General features: G+C 62.0%; 22 protein-coding genes. 21 read left to right on the top strand and 1 reads right to left on the bottom strand.

Annotation, left to right across the window (positions count from 1 at the left end):
• The first annotated feature begins 252 nt into the window (after window positions 1–252).
• The 6 genes from rpsL to JOE31_RS21700 all read left to right on the top strand — a co-directional run bounded on the left by rpsL (window position 253) and on the right by JOE31_RS21700 (window position 9,236).
• A complete protein-coding gene (gene rpsL, locus JOE31_RS07755) occupies window positions 253–627 on the top strand; it encodes a 30S ribosomal protein S12 (RefSeq protein ID WP_009358312.1) in 375 nt (124 codons plus the stop codon).
• Window position 628: 1 nt separating this feature from the next.
• Complete coding sequence (gene rpsG / locus JOE31_RS07760) at window positions 629–1,099, top strand: 30S ribosomal protein S7 (RefSeq protein ID WP_026531948.1); 471 nt, start codon at window positions 629–631, stop codon at window positions 1,097–1,099.
• A 69-nt stretch (window positions 1,100–1,168) separates the two neighbouring features.
• Window positions 1,169–3,283: an elongation factor G gene (gene fusA, locus JOE31_RS07765; RefSeq protein WP_209743099.1), complete on the top strand. Its 2,115-nt coding sequence runs from the start codon at window positions 1,169–1,171 to the stop codon at window positions 3,281–3,283.
• A gap of 262 nt (window positions 3,284–3,545) precedes the next feature.
• Window positions 3,546–4,736, top strand: coding sequence for an elongation factor Tu (gene tuf / locus JOE31_RS07770; protein ID WP_003803827.1), 1,191 nt, complete (start codon window positions 3,546–3,548; stop codon window positions 4,734–4,736).
• A gap of 181 nt (window positions 4,737–4,917) precedes the next feature.
• A complete protein-coding gene (locus JOE31_RS07775; protein ID WP_209743101.1) occupies window positions 4,918–9,072 on the top strand; it encodes a hypothetical protein in 4,155 nt (1,384 codons plus the stop codon).
• 38 nt (window positions 9,073–9,110) lie between these two features.
• Complete coding sequence (locus JOE31_RS21700; RefSeq protein ID WP_280872676.1) at window positions 9,111–9,236, top strand: hypothetical protein; 126 nt, start codon at window positions 9,111–9,113, stop codon at window positions 9,234–9,236.
• A gap of 8 nt (window positions 9,237–9,244) precedes the next feature.
• Here the strand turns inward: JOE31_RS21700 and JOE31_RS07780 are convergent, their stop codons facing one another.
• Window positions 9,245–10,672, bottom strand: a complete 1,428-nt coding sequence (locus tag JOE31_RS07780) for a GH1 family beta-glucosidase (protein ID WP_209743102.1) — start codon at window positions 10,670–10,672, stop codon at window positions 9,245–9,247.
• A gap of 412 nt (window positions 10,673–11,084) precedes the next feature.
• Here JOE31_RS07780 and rpsJ point away from each other — a divergent pair, with 412 nt between their 5' ends.
• The 15 genes from rpsJ (at window position 11,085) to rpsH (ending at window position 18,642) form a co-directional block, all read left to right on the top strand.
• Window positions 11,085–11,393: a 30S ribosomal protein S10 gene (gene rpsJ / locus JOE31_RS07785; protein WP_003803825.1), complete on the top strand. Its 309-nt coding sequence runs from the start codon at window positions 11,085–11,087 to the stop codon at window positions 11,391–11,393.
• A 17-nt stretch (window positions 11,394–11,410) separates the two neighbouring features.
• On the top strand, window positions 11,411–12,061 hold the full coding sequence (gene rplC / locus JOE31_RS07790) for a 50S ribosomal protein L3 (RefSeq protein WP_011692809.1): 651 nt from the start codon (window positions 11,411–11,413) through the stop codon (window positions 12,059–12,061).
• 4 nt (window positions 12,062–12,065) lie between these two features.
• The gene (rplD, locus tag JOE31_RS07795) at window positions 12,066–12,683 is read left to right on the top strand and encodes a 50S ribosomal protein L4 (protein ID WP_209743104.1); all 618 of its coding nucleotides are present in this window, start codon (window positions 12,066–12,068) and stop codon (window positions 12,681–12,683) included.
• Window positions 12,680–12,985, top strand: coding sequence for a 50S ribosomal protein L23 (gene rplW, locus JOE31_RS07800; RefSeq protein ID WP_011692807.1), 306 nt, complete (start codon window positions 12,680–12,682; stop codon window positions 12,983–12,985). The genes rplD and rplW overlap by 4 nt, the downstream gene beginning before the upstream one ends.
• 29 nt (window positions 12,986–13,014) lie before the next feature.
• Entirely contained in the window at window positions 13,015–13,854 is an 840-nt protein-coding gene (gene rplB, locus JOE31_RS07805) for a 50S ribosomal protein L2 (RefSeq protein ID WP_104172031.1), read from the top strand.
• Window positions 13,855–13,866: 12 nt separating this feature from the next.
• Complete coding sequence (gene rpsS / locus JOE31_RS07810; RefSeq protein ID WP_011692805.1) at window positions 13,867–14,148, top strand: 30S ribosomal protein S19; 282 nt, start codon at window positions 13,867–13,869, stop codon at window positions 14,146–14,148.
• A 38-nt stretch (window positions 14,149–14,186) separates the two neighbouring features.
• On the top strand, window positions 14,187–14,552 hold the full coding sequence (gene rplV, locus JOE31_RS07815; RefSeq protein WP_003803798.1) for a 50S ribosomal protein L22: 366 nt from the start codon (window positions 14,187–14,189) through the stop codon (window positions 14,550–14,552).
• Window positions 14,553–15,386, top strand: coding sequence for a 30S ribosomal protein S3 (gene rpsC, locus JOE31_RS07820; protein ID WP_011692804.1), 834 nt, complete (start codon window positions 14,553–14,555; stop codon window positions 15,384–15,386).
• Complete coding sequence (rplP, locus tag JOE31_RS07825) at window positions 15,387–15,803, top strand: 50S ribosomal protein L16 (RefSeq protein WP_011692803.1); 417 nt, start codon at window positions 15,387–15,389, stop codon at window positions 15,801–15,803. It abuts the gene before it with no gap.
• Window positions 15,804–15,805: 2 nt separating this feature from the next.
• A complete protein-coding gene (rpmC, locus tag JOE31_RS21705; protein ID WP_011692802.1) occupies window positions 15,806–16,135 on the top strand; it encodes a 50S ribosomal protein L29 in 330 nt (109 codons plus the stop codon).
• The gene (rpsQ, locus tag JOE31_RS07835) at window positions 16,132–16,440 is read left to right on the top strand and encodes a 30S ribosomal protein S17 (RefSeq protein ID WP_011692801.1); all 309 of its coding nucleotides are present in this window, start codon (window positions 16,132–16,134) and stop codon (window positions 16,438–16,440) included. Before rpmC ends, rpsQ begins: the two co-directional genes overlap by 4 nt.
• A 404-nt stretch (window positions 16,441–16,844) precedes the next feature.
• Window positions 16,845–17,213, top strand: coding sequence for a 50S ribosomal protein L14 (rplN, locus tag JOE31_RS07840; protein ID WP_003803789.1), 369 nt, complete (start codon window positions 16,845–16,847; stop codon window positions 17,211–17,213).
• 3 nt (window positions 17,214–17,216) lie between these two features.
• On the top strand, window positions 17,217–17,576 hold the full coding sequence (rplX, locus tag JOE31_RS07845; protein WP_011692800.1) for a 50S ribosomal protein L24: 360 nt from the start codon (window positions 17,217–17,219) through the stop codon (window positions 17,574–17,576).
• Complete coding sequence (gene rplE, locus JOE31_RS07850; protein WP_011692799.1) at window positions 17,576–18,157, top strand: 50S ribosomal protein L5; 582 nt, start codon at window positions 17,576–17,578, stop codon at window positions 18,155–18,157. The genes rplX and rplE overlap by 1 nt, the downstream gene beginning before the upstream one ends.
• Before the next feature lie 86 nt (window positions 18,158–18,243).
• Window positions 18,244–18,642 (top strand): 30S ribosomal protein S8, encoded by a 399-nt coding sequence (gene rpsH / locus JOE31_RS07855; RefSeq protein ID WP_011692798.1) that lies wholly within the window; start codon window positions 18,244–18,246, stop codon window positions 18,640–18,642.
• Window positions 18,643–18,649 lie beyond the last annotated feature (7 nt).

The following is an 18,649-nucleotide window of genomic DNA, read 5'->3' on the forward strand; positions in this document are numbered from 1 at the left end:
ATGAGAGCGCCGGCTGAGCTGAAAGGCAAAGCCAGAGCGACGTTTCCGGTTTGCAGGGTTCTTGTGCAACGTATGCCACATTTTTGCATGCCTAGGGACCGATCATGACGTAAGTCTGGGTCCCGGTCTGCGATCCGACTATTAAGGCTTCGCCTCAGCTGCTCTGGAGATTCTTCAAAGCTCGGGCGGCGGGGCAAAGCAAAAGGAGAGCGGCTGTCAGCGGCCGCTCCGGATAAAACGGAGAACACGAGAGTGCCTACGATTAACCAGTTGGTCCGTAAGGGCCGCACGCCTAAGGTCTCAAAGACCAAGGCTCCCGCGCTTAAGGGCAGCCCGATGCGCCGCGGTGTTTGCACCCGCGTCTACACCACCACCCCGAAGAAGCCGAACTCGGCTCTGCGTAAGGTTGCACGTGTGCGCCTTAACGGTGGCGTTGAGGTTACCGCTTACATCCCCGGTGTAGGCCACAACCTCCAGGAGCACTCCATTGTGCTCGTCCGTGGCGGTCGTGTGAAGGACCTCCCGGGTGTCCGTTACAAGATCGTCCGTGGCGCCCTCGATACCCAGGGTGTGAAGAACCGTAAGCAGGCCCGCAGCCGCTACGGCGCAAAGATGGAGAAGAAGTAATATGCCTCGCAAGGGTCCGGCCCCCAAGCGGCCGCTAGTACTAGATCCCGTTTACGGCTCCCCGCTGGTCACCCAGCTGATCAACAAGGTGCTGGTAGACGGCAAGAAGTCCACCGCTGAGCGCATCGTTTACGGTGCCCTTGAAGGCGCCCGCGCAAAGTCCGGCGGCGACCCTGTAGCAGCCCTCAAGAAGGCCATGGACAACGTCAAGCCTTCCCTCGAGGTCCGCTCACGCCGCGTCGGTGGCGCAACCTACCAGGTTCCGGTTGAGGTCAAGCCGGGCCGCTCCACGGCCCTCGCCCTCCGCTGGCTGGTCGGCTACTCCAAGGCCCGCCGCGAAAAGACGATGACCGAGCGTCTCCAGAACGAAATCCTGGATGCCTCGAACGGTCTCGGTGCCGCTGTGAAGCGTCGCGAAGACACCCACAAGATGGCCGAGTCCAACAAGGCCTTCGCACACTACCGCTGGTAATACTTCCCGGACGCCGCCGGCTCTGACGAGCCGGCGGCGAACGTGTAGTCCATCCGAAAGGGAGACACCGTGGCACAGGACGTGCTTACCGACCTTAGTAAGGTCCGCAATATCGGCATCATGGCCCACATTGATGCCGGCAAGACCACCACCACCGAGCGCATTCTGTTCTACACAGGTGTGAACCACAAGATCGGCGAAACGCACGACGGCGCTTCGACCACCGACTGGATGGAACAGGAAAAGGAACGCGGCATCACCATCACGTCTGCCGCCGTGACCTGCTTCTGGGAGAACAACCAGATCAACATCATCGACACCCCCGGCCACGTGGACTTCACGGTCGAGGTTGAGCGGTCCCTGCGCGTCCTCGACGGTGCAGTTGCCGTGTTCGACGGCAAGGAAGGCGTGGAGCCGCAGTCTGAGACTGTGTGGCGCCAGGCTGACAAGTACAACGTTCCGCGTATTTGCTTCGTCAACAAGATGGACAAGCTGGGCGCTGACTTCTACTTCACCGTGGACACCATCATCAGCCGCCTTGGTGCGAAGCCGCTTGTTATGCAGCTGCCGATCGGTGCCGAGAACGACTTCATCGGCGTCGTCGACCTGCTCTACATGCGCGCACTGGTGTGGCCCGGCGATGCCAAGGGTGACGTCACCATGGGTGCCAAGTACGAGATCCGCGAGATCCCGGCTGACCTCCAGGAGAAGGCTGACGAGTACCGCGCAACGCTCGTTGAGACCGTTGCAGAGTCCTCCGAAGAACTCATGGAGAAGTACCTTGAGGGCGAAGAGATCTCCATCGACGAGCTCAAGGCCGGCATCCGCAAGATGACGATCAACTCCGAGATCTACCCGGTCTTCTGCGGTTCCGCGTTCAAGAACCGTGGCGTTCAGCCGATGCTGGATGCGGTTGTCGACTACCTGCCGAACCCGCTCGACGTCCCCCCGATGATCGGTCACGATCCTCGCGACGAAGAGAAGGAACTGACTCGTAAGCCGTCTTCTGAAGAGCCGTTCTCCGCACTGGCCTTCAAGATCGCCGCGCACCCCTTCTTCGGCCAGCTGACCTTCATCCGCGTGTACTCCGGTCACGTGGAAGCAGGCGCCCAGGTGGTTAACTCCACCAAGGGCAAGAAAGAGCGCATCGGCAAGCTGTTCCAGATGCACGCCAACAAGGAAATGCCTGTTGAGGGCGCTACCGCCGGCCACATCTACGCAGCCATCGGTCTGAAGGACACCACCACGGGTGACACCCTGTGCGATTCCGCCAACCAGATCGTCCTCGAGTCCATGAGCTTCCCGGAGCCCGTGATCTCGGTTGCCATCGAGCCGAACACCAAGGGTGACCAGGAGAAGCTCTCCACGGCCATCCAGAAGCTCTCCGCTGAGGACCCGACCTTCCAGGTCTCCCTCAACGAAGACACCGGTCAGACCATCATCGCCGGCATGGGCGAGCTCCACCTAGACATCCTGGTGGACCGCATGCGCCGCGAATTCAAGGTCGAGGCAAACGTTGGCAAGCCGCAGGTTGCTTACCGCGAAACCATCAAGCGCGCTGTAGAGCGTCACGACTACACGCACAAGAAGCAGACCGGTGGTTCCGGCCAGTTCGCAAAGATCCAGATTGCGATCGAGCCGCTGGACACCGCTGAAGGCGAGCTGTACGAGTTCGAGAACAAGGTCACCGGTGGCCGCGTTCCGCGCGAATACATCCCGTCGGTCGACGCCGGTATCCAGGATGCACTGAACGACGGCGTCCTGGCCGGCTACCCGGTTGTCGGCATCAAGGCCACGCTGATTGACGGCGCGTACCACGATGTTGACTCCTCGGAAATGGCGTTCAAGATCGCCGGCCGTATGGCTTTCAAGGAAGCTGCACGCAAGGCGAACCCTGTTCTGCTTGAACCGCTGATGGATGTTGAGGTCCGCACCCCTGAGGAATACATGGGTGAAGTTATCGGTGACCTCAACTCCCGCCGTGGCCAGATGCAGTCCATGGAGGATGCCCAGGGCGTCAAGGTAATCCGCGCACACGTCCCGCTGTCCGGCATGTTCGGCTACATCGGTGACCTGCGTTCCAAGACCCAGGGCCGTGCTGTTTACTCCATGACGTTCAACAGCTACGCCGAGGTCCCGAAGGCTGTCGCCGACGAGATCATCCAGAAGAACCGCGGCGAGTAGTCCACCGGACTTTCAAAGCGACAAACTTGGGTGTATTTCCGATTTCGGAAACTCACCCGGTGCAGGTGGCCGGTTCCCGGTTAGATGCAGTCCGGTCAAGCCGGGCTCCGGCCATCTGCACGAACAGGCTCGAGGGACTAGTATTAGTTCCTGAATCTGCAATTTCACCAATCCAAAGCCCCCCAAGTAGACTTACTGAAGTTTCGGCCGCGACAAGCGCAGCTGAAGGGTAAGTCATTTGAAAACGTTCTAGGAGGAACCTGTGGCAAAGGCAAAGTTCGAGCGGACTAAGCCGCACGTTAACATCGGTACCATTGGTCACGTTGACCACGGTAAGACGACGTTGACGGCCGCCATTTCCAAGGTGCTGTACGACAAGTACCCGACTCTCAACGAGAAGCGTGACTTCGCGTCGATTGACTCTGCTCCCGAAGAGCGTCAGCGCGGCATTACCATCAACATCTCCCACGTTGAGTACCAGACCGAGAAGCGCCACTACGCACACGTAGACGCTCCGGGTCACGCTGACTACATCAAGAACATGATCACCGGCGCTGCCCAGATGGACGGTGCAATCCTCGTGGTTGCCGCCACTGACGGCCCGATGGCACAGACTCGCGAGCACGTTCTGCTCGCCCGCCAGGTTGGTGTTCCCTACCTGCTGGTGGCACTGAACAAGGCTGACATGGTCGACGACGAGGAACTCCTCGACCTCGTTGAAATGGAAGTTCGTGAGCTCCTGAGCTCGCAGGGCTTCGATGGCGACGAAGCACCGGTCGTTCGCGTTTCGGGCCTGAAGGCTCTGGAAGGCGACCCGGAGTGGGTCAAGTCCGTTGAGGACCTGATGGCTGCTGTCGACGAGTCCGTTCCGGACCCCGTACGTGACCGCGACAAGCCGTTCCTGATGCCGATCGAAGACGTCTTCACGATCACCGGCCGTGGCACCGTTGTTACGGGCCGCGCCGAGCGTGGAACCCTCGCGATCAACTCTGAGGTCGAGATCGTCGGCATCCGTCCGGTCCAGAAGACCACGGTTACCGGTATCGAGATGTTCCACAAGCAGCTCGACGAAGCATGGGCCGGCGAGAACTGTGGCCTGCTGCTCCGCGGTCTGAAGCGTGATGACGTAGAGCGTGGCCAGGTTGTCGTCAAGCCGGGTTCCATCACCCCGCACACCGACTTCGAGGCTAACGTCTACATCCTCTCCAAGGACGAAGGCGGACGTCACAACCCGTTCTACTCCAACTACCGCCCGCAGTTCTACTTCCGCACCACGGACGTAACCGGCGTTATCACCCTGCCGGAAGGCACGGAAATGGTTATGCCCGGCGACAACACTGAGATGACCGTTGCGCTCATCCAGCCGATCGCTATGGAAGAGGGCCTCGGCTTCGCAATCCGCGAAGGCGGCCGCACCGTTGGTTCGGGACGTGTCACCAAGATCATCAAGTAGTACTTGACGATCAAGGATCAGGGAGCCGGCTAACGGACCTCTGATACTTATCAACAGCCCCGCTGCGTTTCTACGCAGCGGGGCTGTTTTTTTGCTAGAGTTAGTCCAGTCGCTGGATAAAATACCGGGTCCATTTGGCGGCAATGACACCGAGAGGAATACCTTGATGTGGTCTGCCCTCATGACGTTTCTGTTCATCATTGCCACCGTTCTGTTGGTCTCCTCCCGGCGCTCCATCCGAGAGCTCAGGGACGCTAACGCCGAGGCTTACCGAAGCGGCTTCATGGCTGGGCACGTCCAGGGGTGGAACGACTGCGCAACCGCGGCCTCTGTTCAGCGCACACCCGGTGCGGGGCTTCCCGCCGCTGCTGCAAATGTCCGCGGGACAGCCTGGGCCAGCCGCCCCGCGGCAGCGGAAGCGCCTAATGCGGACTCTGTGGATCTGTCCCCGCGGCCCTCGTTTCAGGCCGGCGAGCTGTCCCCGCGCCAGCCTTCCGACGCCGCGGTCACCCCGAGAGGACTTGCCGCCCCTCCGGCTCCTGGGCCGGCTACTGATGAGCCACTCGTTGCGGAGTCCGCGGAGGAACTGCAGGCCCGCAAGGAGAGGCGCGAACGCCAGAACATCAACGTCACGCTTTATGTAGCGAGCCTGTTGCTTGTTGCGGCTGGTGCGCTCTTTGTGGGGACCAGCCTCCCTGCCGTGCTGCGTTTCGCAGGAGTTTGCCTCATCACGGTGCTCTTTTATGGTGCCGGACTGGCAATCCATGCCAAGGCTCCGAGGCTGCGGCCGGCCGCCGTAGCGTTCGCGGGTACCGGGCTGGCGCTGGTCCCCGTGTCCGGCCTGGCGATGTATAACTTTGCCGTGCAGGACGCACCGCTGGCGTGGCTCCTCACGTCGCTCGTTGGAACGCTGGCGTACGTGGTTGCCGCCGTCAGGCTGGACAGCAGGGTCCTTGCATATCTGTCGCTCACCTTCGTGGTCTCCACGGCGTGGTCAGGTGTCTCCGTGCTCGGTGCTCCGCTCGTCTGGTACTTCGCGGCCATGATCGGCGTTGCCGTGGCCGCGACGGCGGTGACACTAGTGAAGCCCGGCTGGGTTACTCCTCTGTTCCTGCGTCCCATCATGTCTCTCGACCCCTTCGTTGTTCCTGCCGTCGCCCTCGCGGCGATGCTTCTTCCGTTGCGTTTGGAGCGCGGTGAGCTTGCCTTGATCATGGCGCTCTGCGGAGCCTATTTCGCCGTGGCGGCTGTGGTGCCCGCAGCCGGGCAACGACTCGCGAAAATCTACGGCGCGCGCCTCGCGCTGACCGTCGCGGCGTCGGCCTGGGCGTGGCACCTCTCCGGCAGTTTCGTCTGGGCCCTTTTCGCGGGCGCATTCCTGCTTGCCCTTCAGTCGGCGGCCGTAATCGCGGCGGCAGCGCCTCTCCAGCGATGGAGTCCGGCCCGGGCAGGCAGGCAGCACTGGACCGCCGACTCGTTCGTTACGCTTGGCGGGCAGCTGGTGCTGGTCATCATCATGGTCATGCGGGTTTCCGGTAGCACGGAGCACTTGCTGCTCTGGGCGGTTCTTGCCGGCACCGCTACTGGCATGTACACCGCGGTTAGAGCCGGGGGAGCCGCTGAATGGGCGCCTCCGGCAGCTCTGGCAACCGGCCTCGTCGCCACTTTCCAGCTCGGCCCTTGGCTGGCCTTCAATCTGCTTGCGGCAGCGACACTCTTCTGGGCGGTTCGCTCGATGCCATCCCGCCCGGGGCTGCGCCGGCACTTTATCGTTGCCGCGCGCGTAGCCGCAACCTTCGCCGTTCCTGCTTTGGTGACGGCGGTGATGGAGGGAAGCCACGAAGCGCTTGCTGCGGCTGTCTTCGCACTCTCGCTCAGCCTTGTGGTCCAACAGGTGACTTCGGCCGTGGCGGAACGGGCGGGTGCCGCGGCGCTGGTGCCTGTGCCCACCCTTGCCGGGTTTACCGCCGCGGGCGCCCTTTGCCTTATGGCCTTGCCCCTCACGGATTCCACGTCGGGCAACGTGCTTTCGGCGGTAGCCCTGGTGGTCCAGTTGCTGGCTTCGCTGGCGGCCGGGGCCCTCCTGTTTCCGAGGGCCGCTGCGGGCGCGACCTGGCAACCTGGGGTAGTGGAGTGGCTGCCGCTGGCAATAGCGCTGACCGCCGTCATAACGGCCTACTCCGGGGTCTCTCCAGGCCTCGCCAATGGCTTTCTTGTGCTGGTGGTTCTTTACCTGGGATCGTCGGCGCTTCGCTCCGCTGCGATCAGCCGGCGTTGGGCTTACTGGTGGATGACGCGGGGAGCGGCAACCCTGCTGCTGGCGCTGGCCTACGGCGACCTTCAGGAGCAGTCCGGACCGTTGGTCATTGCCGGAGATGACATCTCGCTGCCCACGGTCCTGATCTTTGCCCTGGGAGTCCAGCTCGTTTTCCCGCTCGGGGCCGCAGTCCGCGACCGTGCCCCGGACGCCGTGGTAGCCGACGTCGCACTGGTCCTGGTGCTGCAAACCGCCACGCTGGCGCTGGGTGTAATCCTGCCCGAAGCGGCCCTCGGCGGCGCAGCGGACTGGCAGAGAACCGTGACCATCACCGTCATGGCACTCAGTGCCGCCGCGTCCGGCTACGTATTCCGCGACCTGCCCGCGGCCTCAGCCTTCGCGCCGTCCATGCTGGCCGTCCTGCTGGTCTGCAGTGCCGGGATTTTGCCCGATGTGGAGCTCCTGCTCGGAATCTTCGCTGTTTACAGCGCGGTCATGGTTGTCGCGGCGGAACCGCGGCAGGCCAAGGGCGCGTACTTTGCTTCGGCGCGCATACTAACTGCCGCCTTGGCAATTGCCTTTAGCTACGATGTCACGGCGTCGGCGACGGCAGTGTCGCTGACCTTCGCAGGAGTGCTGGCTTTCCAACACGTGGTCCGCTGGTTCATGCGGCACCGTCTGGAGCAGGTGCCGTTCCAGGATGCCGCAGTGTGGCTTACTTTGGCGGCGCAGGCGCTTCTGCCGGCGCTGTATCTCGTCCAGGGGGGCGGTGCGTCCGCTGTGTCCGCAGCCGAAGGCGGGCGCGGCGTCGTCCTGGCGGAACTGCTTCTGCTGTTGCTTGGTGCGGTCGCTGCCCATCGGCTGTTCGCGGCACGCGGTGCGCTGTACCTGAGTGTGTATGCAGCGCTGTTCGGCATTGTCGCGGCGGGACCGGCGTTGCACTTCGGGCCCGGAACCTTCCTCGAAGCGCCACTTCTCAGCCGGGCCGGCGTTCCGCTGGCATTGCTTGCCGTGTCGCTCGCGTTCAACGCTTTCGGACTTCTACGAGGACGGCGCCGCGAGGGGCAGCAAGTGGCCGCGGTGGACCGCTGGTTCTGGCTGACCGGCGCTGCTGTTCCTGCAGTCGCCGCCATGCTGACCGCCGCCCAGGCAGCGGACTGGATCACGGGTGCCGCACTTCTGGTCCTGGCCGCCACCGGGTTCACTGCCTCGCACGTGGAACGCCTGCCGCTGTTGTACCCGCCTTCCGCAGCACTCGTCCTGACCGGGGCCACGCATATTGCCGAAACCGTGTTTCGCGGCACTCCGGGCGTATGGGGAGCCTACCTGCCATGGCTGGCCGGCTGCGGGCTGGCCGCCGCGGTCCTCTACGGGGTCAGCTTCGCGTTCAGTGCCCAGGACGGAGTGCGACGCCGGACACTGGTGTGCGCGGGTGCGCTTGGCCTGGCCGTGCCCGCCCTGGCCGGGCTGGTGCGCGACGCAACCTCCCTGACGGCGTCCCTGCTGGTGGCCGCGACAGTGGCCGTGATCGTCCGGGAAGTTCCGGTCGGGATGCGGTGGCTGGCCGCCGAAATTGGCACATTCGTCGTGACGGTTGCCGTACAGCGTGCACTACTTGTCACGGAGGGCCACCTCCAGTCCCCGTTCTGGGCGGTGCAGTGGTACGTGCTGCTAGCCGCGACCATGGCCGCGGCCCGCTATACCATCGGATCCGGGAGGGCAGGGCGCATCCTGCTGGCTTCGGGCGCTGCCCTGCTCGGGCTGAGCGGCGTGGGGATTCTCTTTGGCGGATCCGGCGGCCAGCAGCTGTGGATCCTGGCACTGCACGCGGCGCTCCTGCTGTCCGGGCTGCTCATCGGTGAGCGGATGTTCGTCTGGTGGGGCGCCGCCGGTGTTTCGCTGTGCCTGATGTGGGCCCTTCGGTCCTACACGTTCGCCCTGCTGGCGCTGATCGCCGTCGGGCTCATCGTCTTTGCCTTGTGGAAGCTGTCGCGTGCCAAGCCTGTGGCGCCGGCTGATGCGGCGTCCCTGCCCGAACCGCAGCCGACGCCCGACGGGCGGCAGGATCGTTCTTCCTGATGCCTTGGTAAGGTTGCTGACAACGAAAGGACAGCAACATGGAATGGTTAATTTTCCTCTTGGTTGCCGCTGCGGTCGTCGTCGGCGTCTTCTGGGCGAAGAAGCACTTCCGCCAGGAGATCGAACGCGCCAAGCGCATCAACCGCGCCAACAAGAACCAGTAGGTCCGGGCTTAGGCTTTCCGGGCCCGGATCAGCGCCTGGAGCCAATAGAAGGACTCCTTGGGTGTCCGTTCCAGCGTGTCAAAGTCCACGTGGATCAGGCCGAAACGCTGCGAGTACCCAGCGGCCCACTCAAAGTTGTCCAGAAGCGTCCACACGTAGTAGCCCAGGAGTTTCACGTCCTCGGCCAGGCCGCCGGGTGACGTGGCCGCCAGCGCATGGCCCAGGTGGCTGGCGAGGTACTCGATTCTGTTGGAGTCGGCAATCGGACCGGTCACATGCTCCGGCTCCGGGAAGCTCGCTCCGCTCTCAGTGATGTACAGCGGCGGCAAAGCATCCCCGTAGCGGTCCTTCATTTCGCGGAGCAGGATGCCGATGTGTTTGGGGGCCACAGGCCAGCCGAAGCCGGTGGTTTCGTACTCCGGATAGCCCACTTCGTGGAATGGCAACTGGGCCAGCGCGGCCGAATTGTTTGCCGGTATGCTCACGGGCCCCCGGCCCATGGCTACTTTCACGGGGTAGTAGTAATTGAGCCCGTAGAAGTCCAGCGGCTGGTGGATGGTCCTGAGGTCGGCGTCGGAGATCTTGCCCATGGAGCGGAACCATGGCCGGGCCACCAGCGGCAGCTTCGGGTAACGGCCCAGCAGAACGGGGTCCGCGTAGACGCGGTTCATCAAAATATCGAAGATTCGCGCCACCATCCTGTCGCCAGGCTTGCCGGTTGCCGGCCGGACAGGGGAGTGCAGGTTGGTGACGCCGATGGCCCCGGTGACGCCCGCGGCTCGCAAGGCCTGGACGGCGAGTCCGTGCCCCAGCAGTTGATGGTGAATTGACGGCAGGGCGTTGAAGAGGAGATTGTGGCCTGGGGCATGGACGCCCAGTGCATATCCGTTCAGTGTCACCGACACCGGCTCGTTCAGTGTGACCCATTGCGCCACGCGGTCCCCGAACCGTTCTCCGGCTGCTGCGCAGTATTCGGCGAAGCGTTCCGCGGTGGAGCGGTTCAGCCAGCCGCCGCCGTGTTCGAGCGGCAGGGGAGTGTCCCAGTGGTACAGCGTGGCCATCGGTGAGATGCCGGCGTCGAGCAGCTGGTCGATCAGCCGGTCGTAGAAATCAAGGCCCTGATTATTGAAAGAGCCGCGGCCGTCTGGCTGGATGCGGGGCCAGGAAATGGAGAACCGGTAGGAGTCCACGCCGAGTTCGCGCATCAGGGCCACATCTTCGCCGGAACGGTTGTAATGGTCGCAGGCGATGGCAGGGGAGTGCCCGTCCATGATGCTGCCAGGTTTCTCGGCGAAGGCGTCCCAGCCGGACGGGCCGCGCCCGTCAGCCTTGAGGGATCCTTCGATCTGGAACGCGGCGGCGGCCACACCCAGGACGAACTCCGGGTCCAGCCGCTCGGCCAGGCTCTGCAACGCCGCAGAGTTCTGCACAGTCATGCCCCTATCATCCATTCGACTGTTGCTGAAGGCAATGACCCGCTATCTCCGGGTGCTGAAGGGGCCCGGCATATCCTGATTCGCTTCTGCCTGCAAAATCCGGCATACTAGATGAGTTGTTCAAGCGCTCCTTCGCGTCCCGATCCGGATAATGCCGGGTGTCAGGGTCCAGGTAGGAGACCAAACATAACCCACTCCCCATGGAATTGCGGACGAGTACGCGTGCACAGCGCGACACGCCCGACCGCGGGGGTCGGTTACGCCGGCAGGTTGAGGAACCCGGATTCTTCCGGATTCAGCTTGTGCGGCGGGTGGTAGTTACGACTTCAAATGCTTCGGCAGCCGCACAACGCGTAAGTAAACAGGGCAGCCCCAAACAGGGGAAGCACAGACTGAAAGAGAGTCAGGCGACATGGCGGGACAAAAAATCCGCATCCGGCTGAAGTCATACGACCACGAGGTCATTGACGTTTCAGCACGGAAGATCGTTGAGACGGTCACGCGCGCAGGCGCAACGGTAGTCGGCCCCGTGCCGCTGCCGACGGAGAAGAACGTGTACTGCGTTATCCGCTCTCCGCACAAGTACAAGGACAGCCGCGAGCACTTTGAAATGCGCACGCACAAGCGTCTGATCGACATCATCGACCCCACGCCGAAGGCTGTTGACTCGCTTATGCGTCTCGACCTGCCGGCTGACGTGAACATCGAAATCAAGCTGTAGGGAGGTGCTGAGAGACTATGACCGCAACCCGTAACGTAAAGGGCCTGCTGGGCACGAAGCTCGGCATGACCCAGGTCTGGGACGAGAACAACAAGCTCATCCCCGTCACTGTTGTCCAGGCTGACTCAAACGTCATCACCCAGCTGCGCAATGCAGACGTTGATGGCTACGTCGCCGTTCAGATCGGCTACGGCCAGATCGATCCCCGCAAGGTCACCAAGCCGCTGGCTGGTCACTTTGAAAAGGCAGGCGTCACGCCTCGCCGCCACGTTGTCGAACTCCGTACCGCAGATGCTGCCGAGTACGAGCTGGGCCAGGAGCTCTCTGTTGAGGTCTTCGAAGCCGGCCAGAAGATCGACGTCGTTGGCACCACCAAGGGTAAGGGCTTCGCCGGTGTTATGAAGCGTCACGGCTTCCACGGCGTTGGTGCTTCCCACGGTGCACACAAGAACCACCGTAAGCCCGGTTCAATCGGTGGCGCATCCACCCCGAGCCGCGTCTTCAAGGGCATGAAAATGGCCGGCCGCATGGGCGCCGTTCGTCACACCACGCTGAACCTCACGGTTCACGCAGTTGACGTCGAGAAGTCGCTGCTCCTCATCAAGGGCGCCGTTCCCGGTGCCCGCGGCCAGGTCGTCCTCGTACGCACCGCCGTGAAGGGAGCCTAGTTCAATGACTAGCACTGTCAAGGTTGACCTGCCTGCAGAGATCTTCGACGTACAGACCAACGTGCCGCTGCTGCACCAGGTCGTCGTTGCACAGCTCGCTGCTGCTCGCCAGGGTACCCACAAGACCAAGACCCGCGCTGAAGTTTCCGGTGCAGGCCGCAAGCCGTTCAAGCAGAAGGGCACCGGCCGCGCCCGTCAGGGTTCAATCCGCGCTCCTCACATGACCGGTGGTGGCGTTGTCCACGGCCCGACCCCGCGCGACTACAGCCAGCGGACCCCCAAGAAGATGATTGCTGCTGCACTTCGCGGCGCACTGTCTGACCGCGCCCGCAACGGCCGCATCCACGTTGTCGCTGAACTGGTAGCCGGCACCAAGCCGTCCGCCAGGGAAGCACTGGCAACGCTGCGCGGAGTTTCCGAGCGCAAGAACCTGCTCGTTGTCATCGAGCGCGCCAACGATGTTGCCGCACTGTCCGTGCGCAACCTCGCAGATGTTCACGTTCTGTACGCAGACCAGCTGAACACCTACGACGTGCTCGTCTCTGACGACGTAGTCTTCACCAAGGCTGCCTACGAGGCATTCGTTGCCGCCAAGGCAAAGAACGAGGAGGATGCCAAGTGAGCGCAGCCACCATCAAGGACCCGCGCGACGTCGTGCTTGCACCCGTCGTATCGGAAAAGAGCTACGGCCTGATCGATGAGGGAAAGTACACCTTCCTGGTGGACCCCCGCTCGAACAAGACCGAGATCAAGCTGGCCGTGGAGAAGATTTTCTCCGTCAAGGTCGAATCGATCAACACCATCAACCGTGCCGGTAAGCGTAAGCGCACCAAATTCGGCTGGGGAACCCGCAAGAACACCAAGCGTGCGATTGTGACCCTCAAAGAAGGCACGATCGACATCTTCGGCGGTCCGCTCGCGTAGCGGAGACCACTTTAACGAGGAAATGAATTATGGGAATCCGTAAATATAAGCCGACTACCCCGGGCCGTCGCGGCTCGAGCGTAGCGGACTTCACTGAAATCACGCGGTCGACGCCGGAAAAGTCGTTGGTACGTCCGCTGCCCAAAAAGGGCGGCCGTAACAACACCGGTAAGATCACGACCCGTCACAAGGGTGGTGGCCACAAGCGCCAGTACCGTCTGATCGACTTCCGTCGCCACGACAAAGACGGCGTTGACGCCCGCGTTGCCGAAATTGAGTACGATCCGAACCGTACGGCTCGCATCGCCCTCCTGCACTACGTTGATGGCACCAAGCGTTACATCATCGCCCCGAACAAGCTGTCCCAGGGTGACTTCGTAGAGGCCGGTGCCAACGCTGATATCAAGCCTGGCAACAACCTGCCCCTGCGCAACATCCCGGTGGGTACCGTTATCCACGCAGTTGAACTGCGTCCGGGTGGCGGCGCCAAGATGGGCCGCTCCGCCGGCGCATCGATCCAGCTCGTTGCCAAGGAAGGCCGCTTCGCCCAGCTGCGTCTGCCTTCCGGCGAAATCCGCAACGTTGACGTGCGCTGCCGCGCAACGATCGGCGAGGTCGGCAACGCCGAGCAGTCGAACATCAACTGGGGCAAGGCCGGCCGCATGCGCTGGAAGGGCGTTCGCCCGACCGTCCGTGGTGTCGCGATGAACCCGGTTGACCACCCGCACGGTGGTGGCGAGGGTAAGACGTCCGGTGGACGTCACCCCGTCAACCCCAACGGTAAGCGCGAAGGTCGCACCCGCCGTCCCAACAAAGAGAGCGACAAGCTTATTGTTCGTCGCCGTCGTACTGGCAAGAACAAGCGATAGGAGCCTGGACACATGCCACGCAGCCTGAAAAAAGGTCCTTTCGTTGACCAGCACCTCTTTGTAAAGGTGGACAGGGAAAACGAAAAGGGCACCAAGAACGTCATCAAGACCTGGTCCCGCCGCTCGATGATCATTCCCGACATGCTCGGGCACACGATCGCCGTGCACGACGGACGCAAGCACATTCCGGTGTTTGTCACCGAGTCGATGGTCGGGCACAAGCTCGGCGAATTCGCTCCCACGCGGACTTTCCGCGGCCATGTCAAGGACGACCGTAAGGGCAAGCGCCGCTAGGCGCCTGCACTTACGTCAAAGACGAGAGAAGGAAAGCAATGGAAGCCAAGGCAATTGCGCGTCACATCCGCGTAACGCCTATGAAGGCCCGGCGCGTCGTCAACCTTGTTCGTGGTAAGCAAGCGAACGAGGCTCTGGCAATTCTGAAGTTTGCCCCCCAGGCAGCTTCTGAGCCGGTATTCAAGGTAGTTCAGTCGGCAATCTCCAACGCCCGGGTCCTCGCGGACCGCGACGGCGTGGCGTTTGACGAAGGTGACCTCATCATCAGCGAAGCGTTTGTTGATGAAGGCCCGACCATGAAGCGGTTCCAGCCGCGTGCCCAGGGTCGTGCATTTCAGATCAAGAAGCGCACGAGCCACATCACCGTGGTAGTCGCTACCCCGGAGAAAGAGGAGGCTCGCTAAGTGGGACAGAAAGTTAACCCGCACGGGTTCCGACTCGGCATCACCACCGATCACGTATCGCACTGGTTTGCTGACAGCACCAAGGCCGGCCAGCGGTACAAGGACTTCGTTCGCGAAGACATCCGTATCCGCCAGCTCATGTCCACGGGCATGGAGCGCGCCGGTATCGCCAAGGTTGAGATCGAACGCACCCGCGACCGTGTCCGCGTGGATATCCACACGGCACGTCCGGGCATCGTTATCGGCCGCCGCGGTGCTGAAGCAGACCGCATCCGCGGCGAGCTCGAAAAGCTCACCGGCAAGCAGGTTCAGCTGAACATCCTCGAGGTCAAGAACCCCGAGATGGAAGCACAGCTTGTTGCCCAGGGCGTTGCGGAGCAGCTGACTTCACGCGTGGCATTCCGCCGTGCAATGAAGAAGGCAATGCAGTCCGCACAGCGTGCAGGTGCCAAGGGCATCCGTATCGCTTGCTCCGGTCGACTGGGTGGCGCTGAAATGTCCCGCTCGGAGTTCTACCGCGAAGGCCGTGTGCCCCTGCACACCCTCCGTGCGAACATCGACTACGGCTTCTACGAAGCCAAGACCACCTTCGGCCGCATCGGTGTGAAGGTCTGGATCTACAAGGGTGACGTCACCTCCAAGGAACTGGCTCAGCAGGCAGCTGCTGCTCCGTCCCGCGGCCGTGGTGCCAGCGATCGTCCGGGCCGCCCGGGTGGCGCTGACCGTGGTGACCGCCGTCGTCGTACCGACCGCCCGGCAGCCGAAGCAGCACCTGCTGCTGAAGCTCCTGCGGTTGAGGCAGCTGCACCGGCAGTAGAAGGAGGACAGGCTTAAATGCTTATCCCACGTCGAGTCAAGCACCGTAAGCAGCACCACCCGGGTCGTTCCGGCGCTGCTACGGGCGGCACCAAGGTCTCCTTCGGTGAGTGGGGCATCCAGGCTCTGAGCCCGGCATACGTCACGAACCGTCAGATCGAATCTGCCCGTATCGCTATGACCCGCCACATCAAGCGTGGCGGCAAGGTCTGGATCAACATTTACCCGGACCGTCCGCTGACGAAGAAGCCTGCTGAAACCCGTATGGGTTCCGGTAAGGGTTCTCCGGAATGGTGGGTCTCAAACGTCAAGCCGGGCCGGGTTCTCTTCGAACTCTCCGGTGTCAGTGAAGAGGTAGCTCGCGAGGCACTGCGCCTGGCAATCCACAAGCTGCCGTTGAAGGCACGCATTGTGCGTCGCGAAGGTGGTGAGTAGAAATGGCAGTAGGATCCAAGGAACTTGCATCCGCACAGCTGGACGGTTTCGACAACGAGCGTCTCGTTGAAGAACTCCGCAAGGCCAAGGAAGAGCTGTTCAACCTGCGTTTCCAGTCCGCCACCGGTCAGCTGGAGAACCACGGTCGTCTGCGCGCGGTAAAGAAGGACATCGCCCGCATCTACACCGTTCTTCGTGAGCGCGAGCTGGGCATTCGTGCCGAGGTTGCCGCACCGGTTGTGGAAGCCAAGGAAGAAAAGAAATCCAAGAAGGCTGCAACCAAGAAGGCCGACAAGGCTGAAACGGTTGAGACCGAGGAGGATGCCAAGTGAGTGAAAAGGACGAGAACGTGACGGAAACTGTTTCCGGCGCAGCCAAGGCTGACGAGCGCGGTTACCGTAAGACGAAGCGCGGCTACGTCGTCTCGGACAAGATGGAAAAGACCATCGTTGTCCAGGTTGAAGACCGCGTGAAGCACGCCCTCTACGGCAAGGTCATCCGCCGCAACACGAAGATCAAGGCTCACGACGAAGAGAACACCGCCGGCATCGGCGACCTCGTTCTCCTCGCCGAGACCCGCCCGCTCTCCGCTACCAAGCGGTGGCGCCTGGTGGAGATCCTCGAGAAGGCTAAGTAACACCTGCAGAAATGCCGAGAAGCCCTCGTTCCCCTTGCGGGAGCGGGGGCTTCTCCGTGTCCGCGGTGCCCAGTGGGGGAGCAACCCGGGGGTACCGCCGTGCCGTGCGCCGGCACCGTGGCTGTGATATGGGGATTGGCCCAAAACGTGCTAAGATTTTGAGTTTGTATGGCGCCGTTCGTGCGCCGTCATCAACCTCGTAAACAATCGTGCCACGGCATAGTGCCCCCTTGCGCCCCGATCCGTCGGAACCGCCTGGGAAGCAAATGTTTTTGGCACGGGAGTTTAGGCCTGGTCTGGCAAAATCCAGGCAGGTCAAGAGACACCCCGATCAACCGTTCCGCAAGGCTCATTCCGTAGGAAGATTTTCGGTCTGAGAACCAGCGCGACGCAAGGAGTAAATAGTGATTCAGCAGGAGTCGCGACTCAAGGTCGCCGACAACACGGGTGCTAAGGAAATCCTTACCATTCGCGTTCTCGGTGGATCTGGCCGTCGCTACGCAGGCATTGGCGACGTCATCGTCGCTACCGTCAAGGACGCAATTCCGGGCGGCAACGTAAAGAAGGGCGATGTCGTCAAGGCTGTCATCGTCCGTACCAAGAAGGAACGCCGCCGTGCGGATGGTTCCTACATCAAGTTTGACGAGAACGCAGCTGTGATCCTGAAGAACGACGGTGACCCCCGCGGTACCCGTATCTTCGGACCGGTTGGTCGTGAACTCCGTGACAAGAAGTTCATGAAGATCGTTTCTCTGGCTCCGGAGGTGCTCTAGTCCATGGCTAAGATCAAAAAGGGTGACCTCGTTCAGGTCATCACTGGCGCCAAGGCTGAGCGCGGCGGCGACCGTGGCAAGCAGGGCAAGGTTCTGCGCGTATTCCCCGATACCAACCGCGTGTTGGTTGAAGGCATTAACCGCGTAACCAAGCACACCAAGGTCGGTCAGTCGCAGCGCGGCACCAAGACCGGTGGCATCGAGGTCGTCGAGGCTTCCATCCACATCTCCAACGTGGCCCTGGTTGACCCGTCCACCAAGAAGCCCACTCGCGTCGGTTTCCGTACCGAGACCGTTGAACGTAACGGCAAGAAGCGTGAAGTGCGCGTACGCGTGGCCAAGAGCTCCGGGAAGGACATCTAATGACTGAGACTCTCGAGACTCCGGCAAGCAAGATCGTTCCTCGTCTGAAGACCAAGTACGCGGATTCCATCAAGAGCACGCTCATCGAGGAATTCAAGTACGAAAACGTCAACCAGGTTCCCCGTCTGGTGAAGGTCGTTGTGAACATGGGTGTTGGAGATGCCGCTAAGGACTCCAAGCTGATCGACGGCGCTGTCCGCGATCTGACCCTGATCACCGGTCAGAAGCCGCAGGTAACCAAGGCCCGCAAGTCGATCGCACAGTTCAAGCTGCGCGAAGGCATGCCCATCGGTGCACACGCAACTCTGCGTGGAGACCGCATGTGGGAATTCCTGGACCGTCTGGTCACGCTGGCTCTGCCGCGTATCCGTGACTTCCGGGGCCTCAGTGGCAAGCAGTTTGACGGCAACGGCAACTACACCTTCGGTCTGACCGAGCAGGTTATGTTCCACGAGATCGACCAGGATTCCATCGACCGCGTTCGCGGTATGGACATCACGGTCGTGACCACTGCCAAGACCGACGACGAAGGCCGCGCGCTGCTCAAGGCGCTTGGTTTCCCGTTCAAGACCGAAGCTTAATCTAGCTACATAGAAGGTCCGGCCTTGCCGCTTCCCCCAGGGGATGGCAGGGCGGAAACCGTTATGAGGAAGGGCAAGAGCCCAACATGACCATGACAGATCCCGTCGCAGACATGCTTACGCGTCTGCGCAACGCAAACTCGGCATACCACGACACCGTGACTATGCCGTACAGCAAGCTCAAGGCACGCGTTGCCGACATCCTGAAGGCCGAAGGTTACATCGCCTCCTGGAAAGAAGAAGACGCTGAGGTTGGCAAGAAGCTGACCCTCGAGCTCAAGTTCGGTCCGAACCGCGAGCGTTCAATCGCTGGCGTTCGTCGTATTTCCAAGCCGGGACTCCGCGTTTACGCGAAGTCCACCAACCTGCCGCACGTGCTCGGTGGCCTGGGTGTCGCAATCCTGTCCACCTCTTCCGGCCTCTTGACTGACAAGCAGGCCGGCAAGAAGGGCGTGGGCGGCGAAGTCCTCGCTTACGTCTGGTAACGGGAAA

This window comes from Arthrobacter sp. PvP023, assembly GCF_017832975.1.
GTDB lineage: Bacteria > Actinomycetota > Actinomycetes > Actinomycetales > Micrococcaceae > Arthrobacter.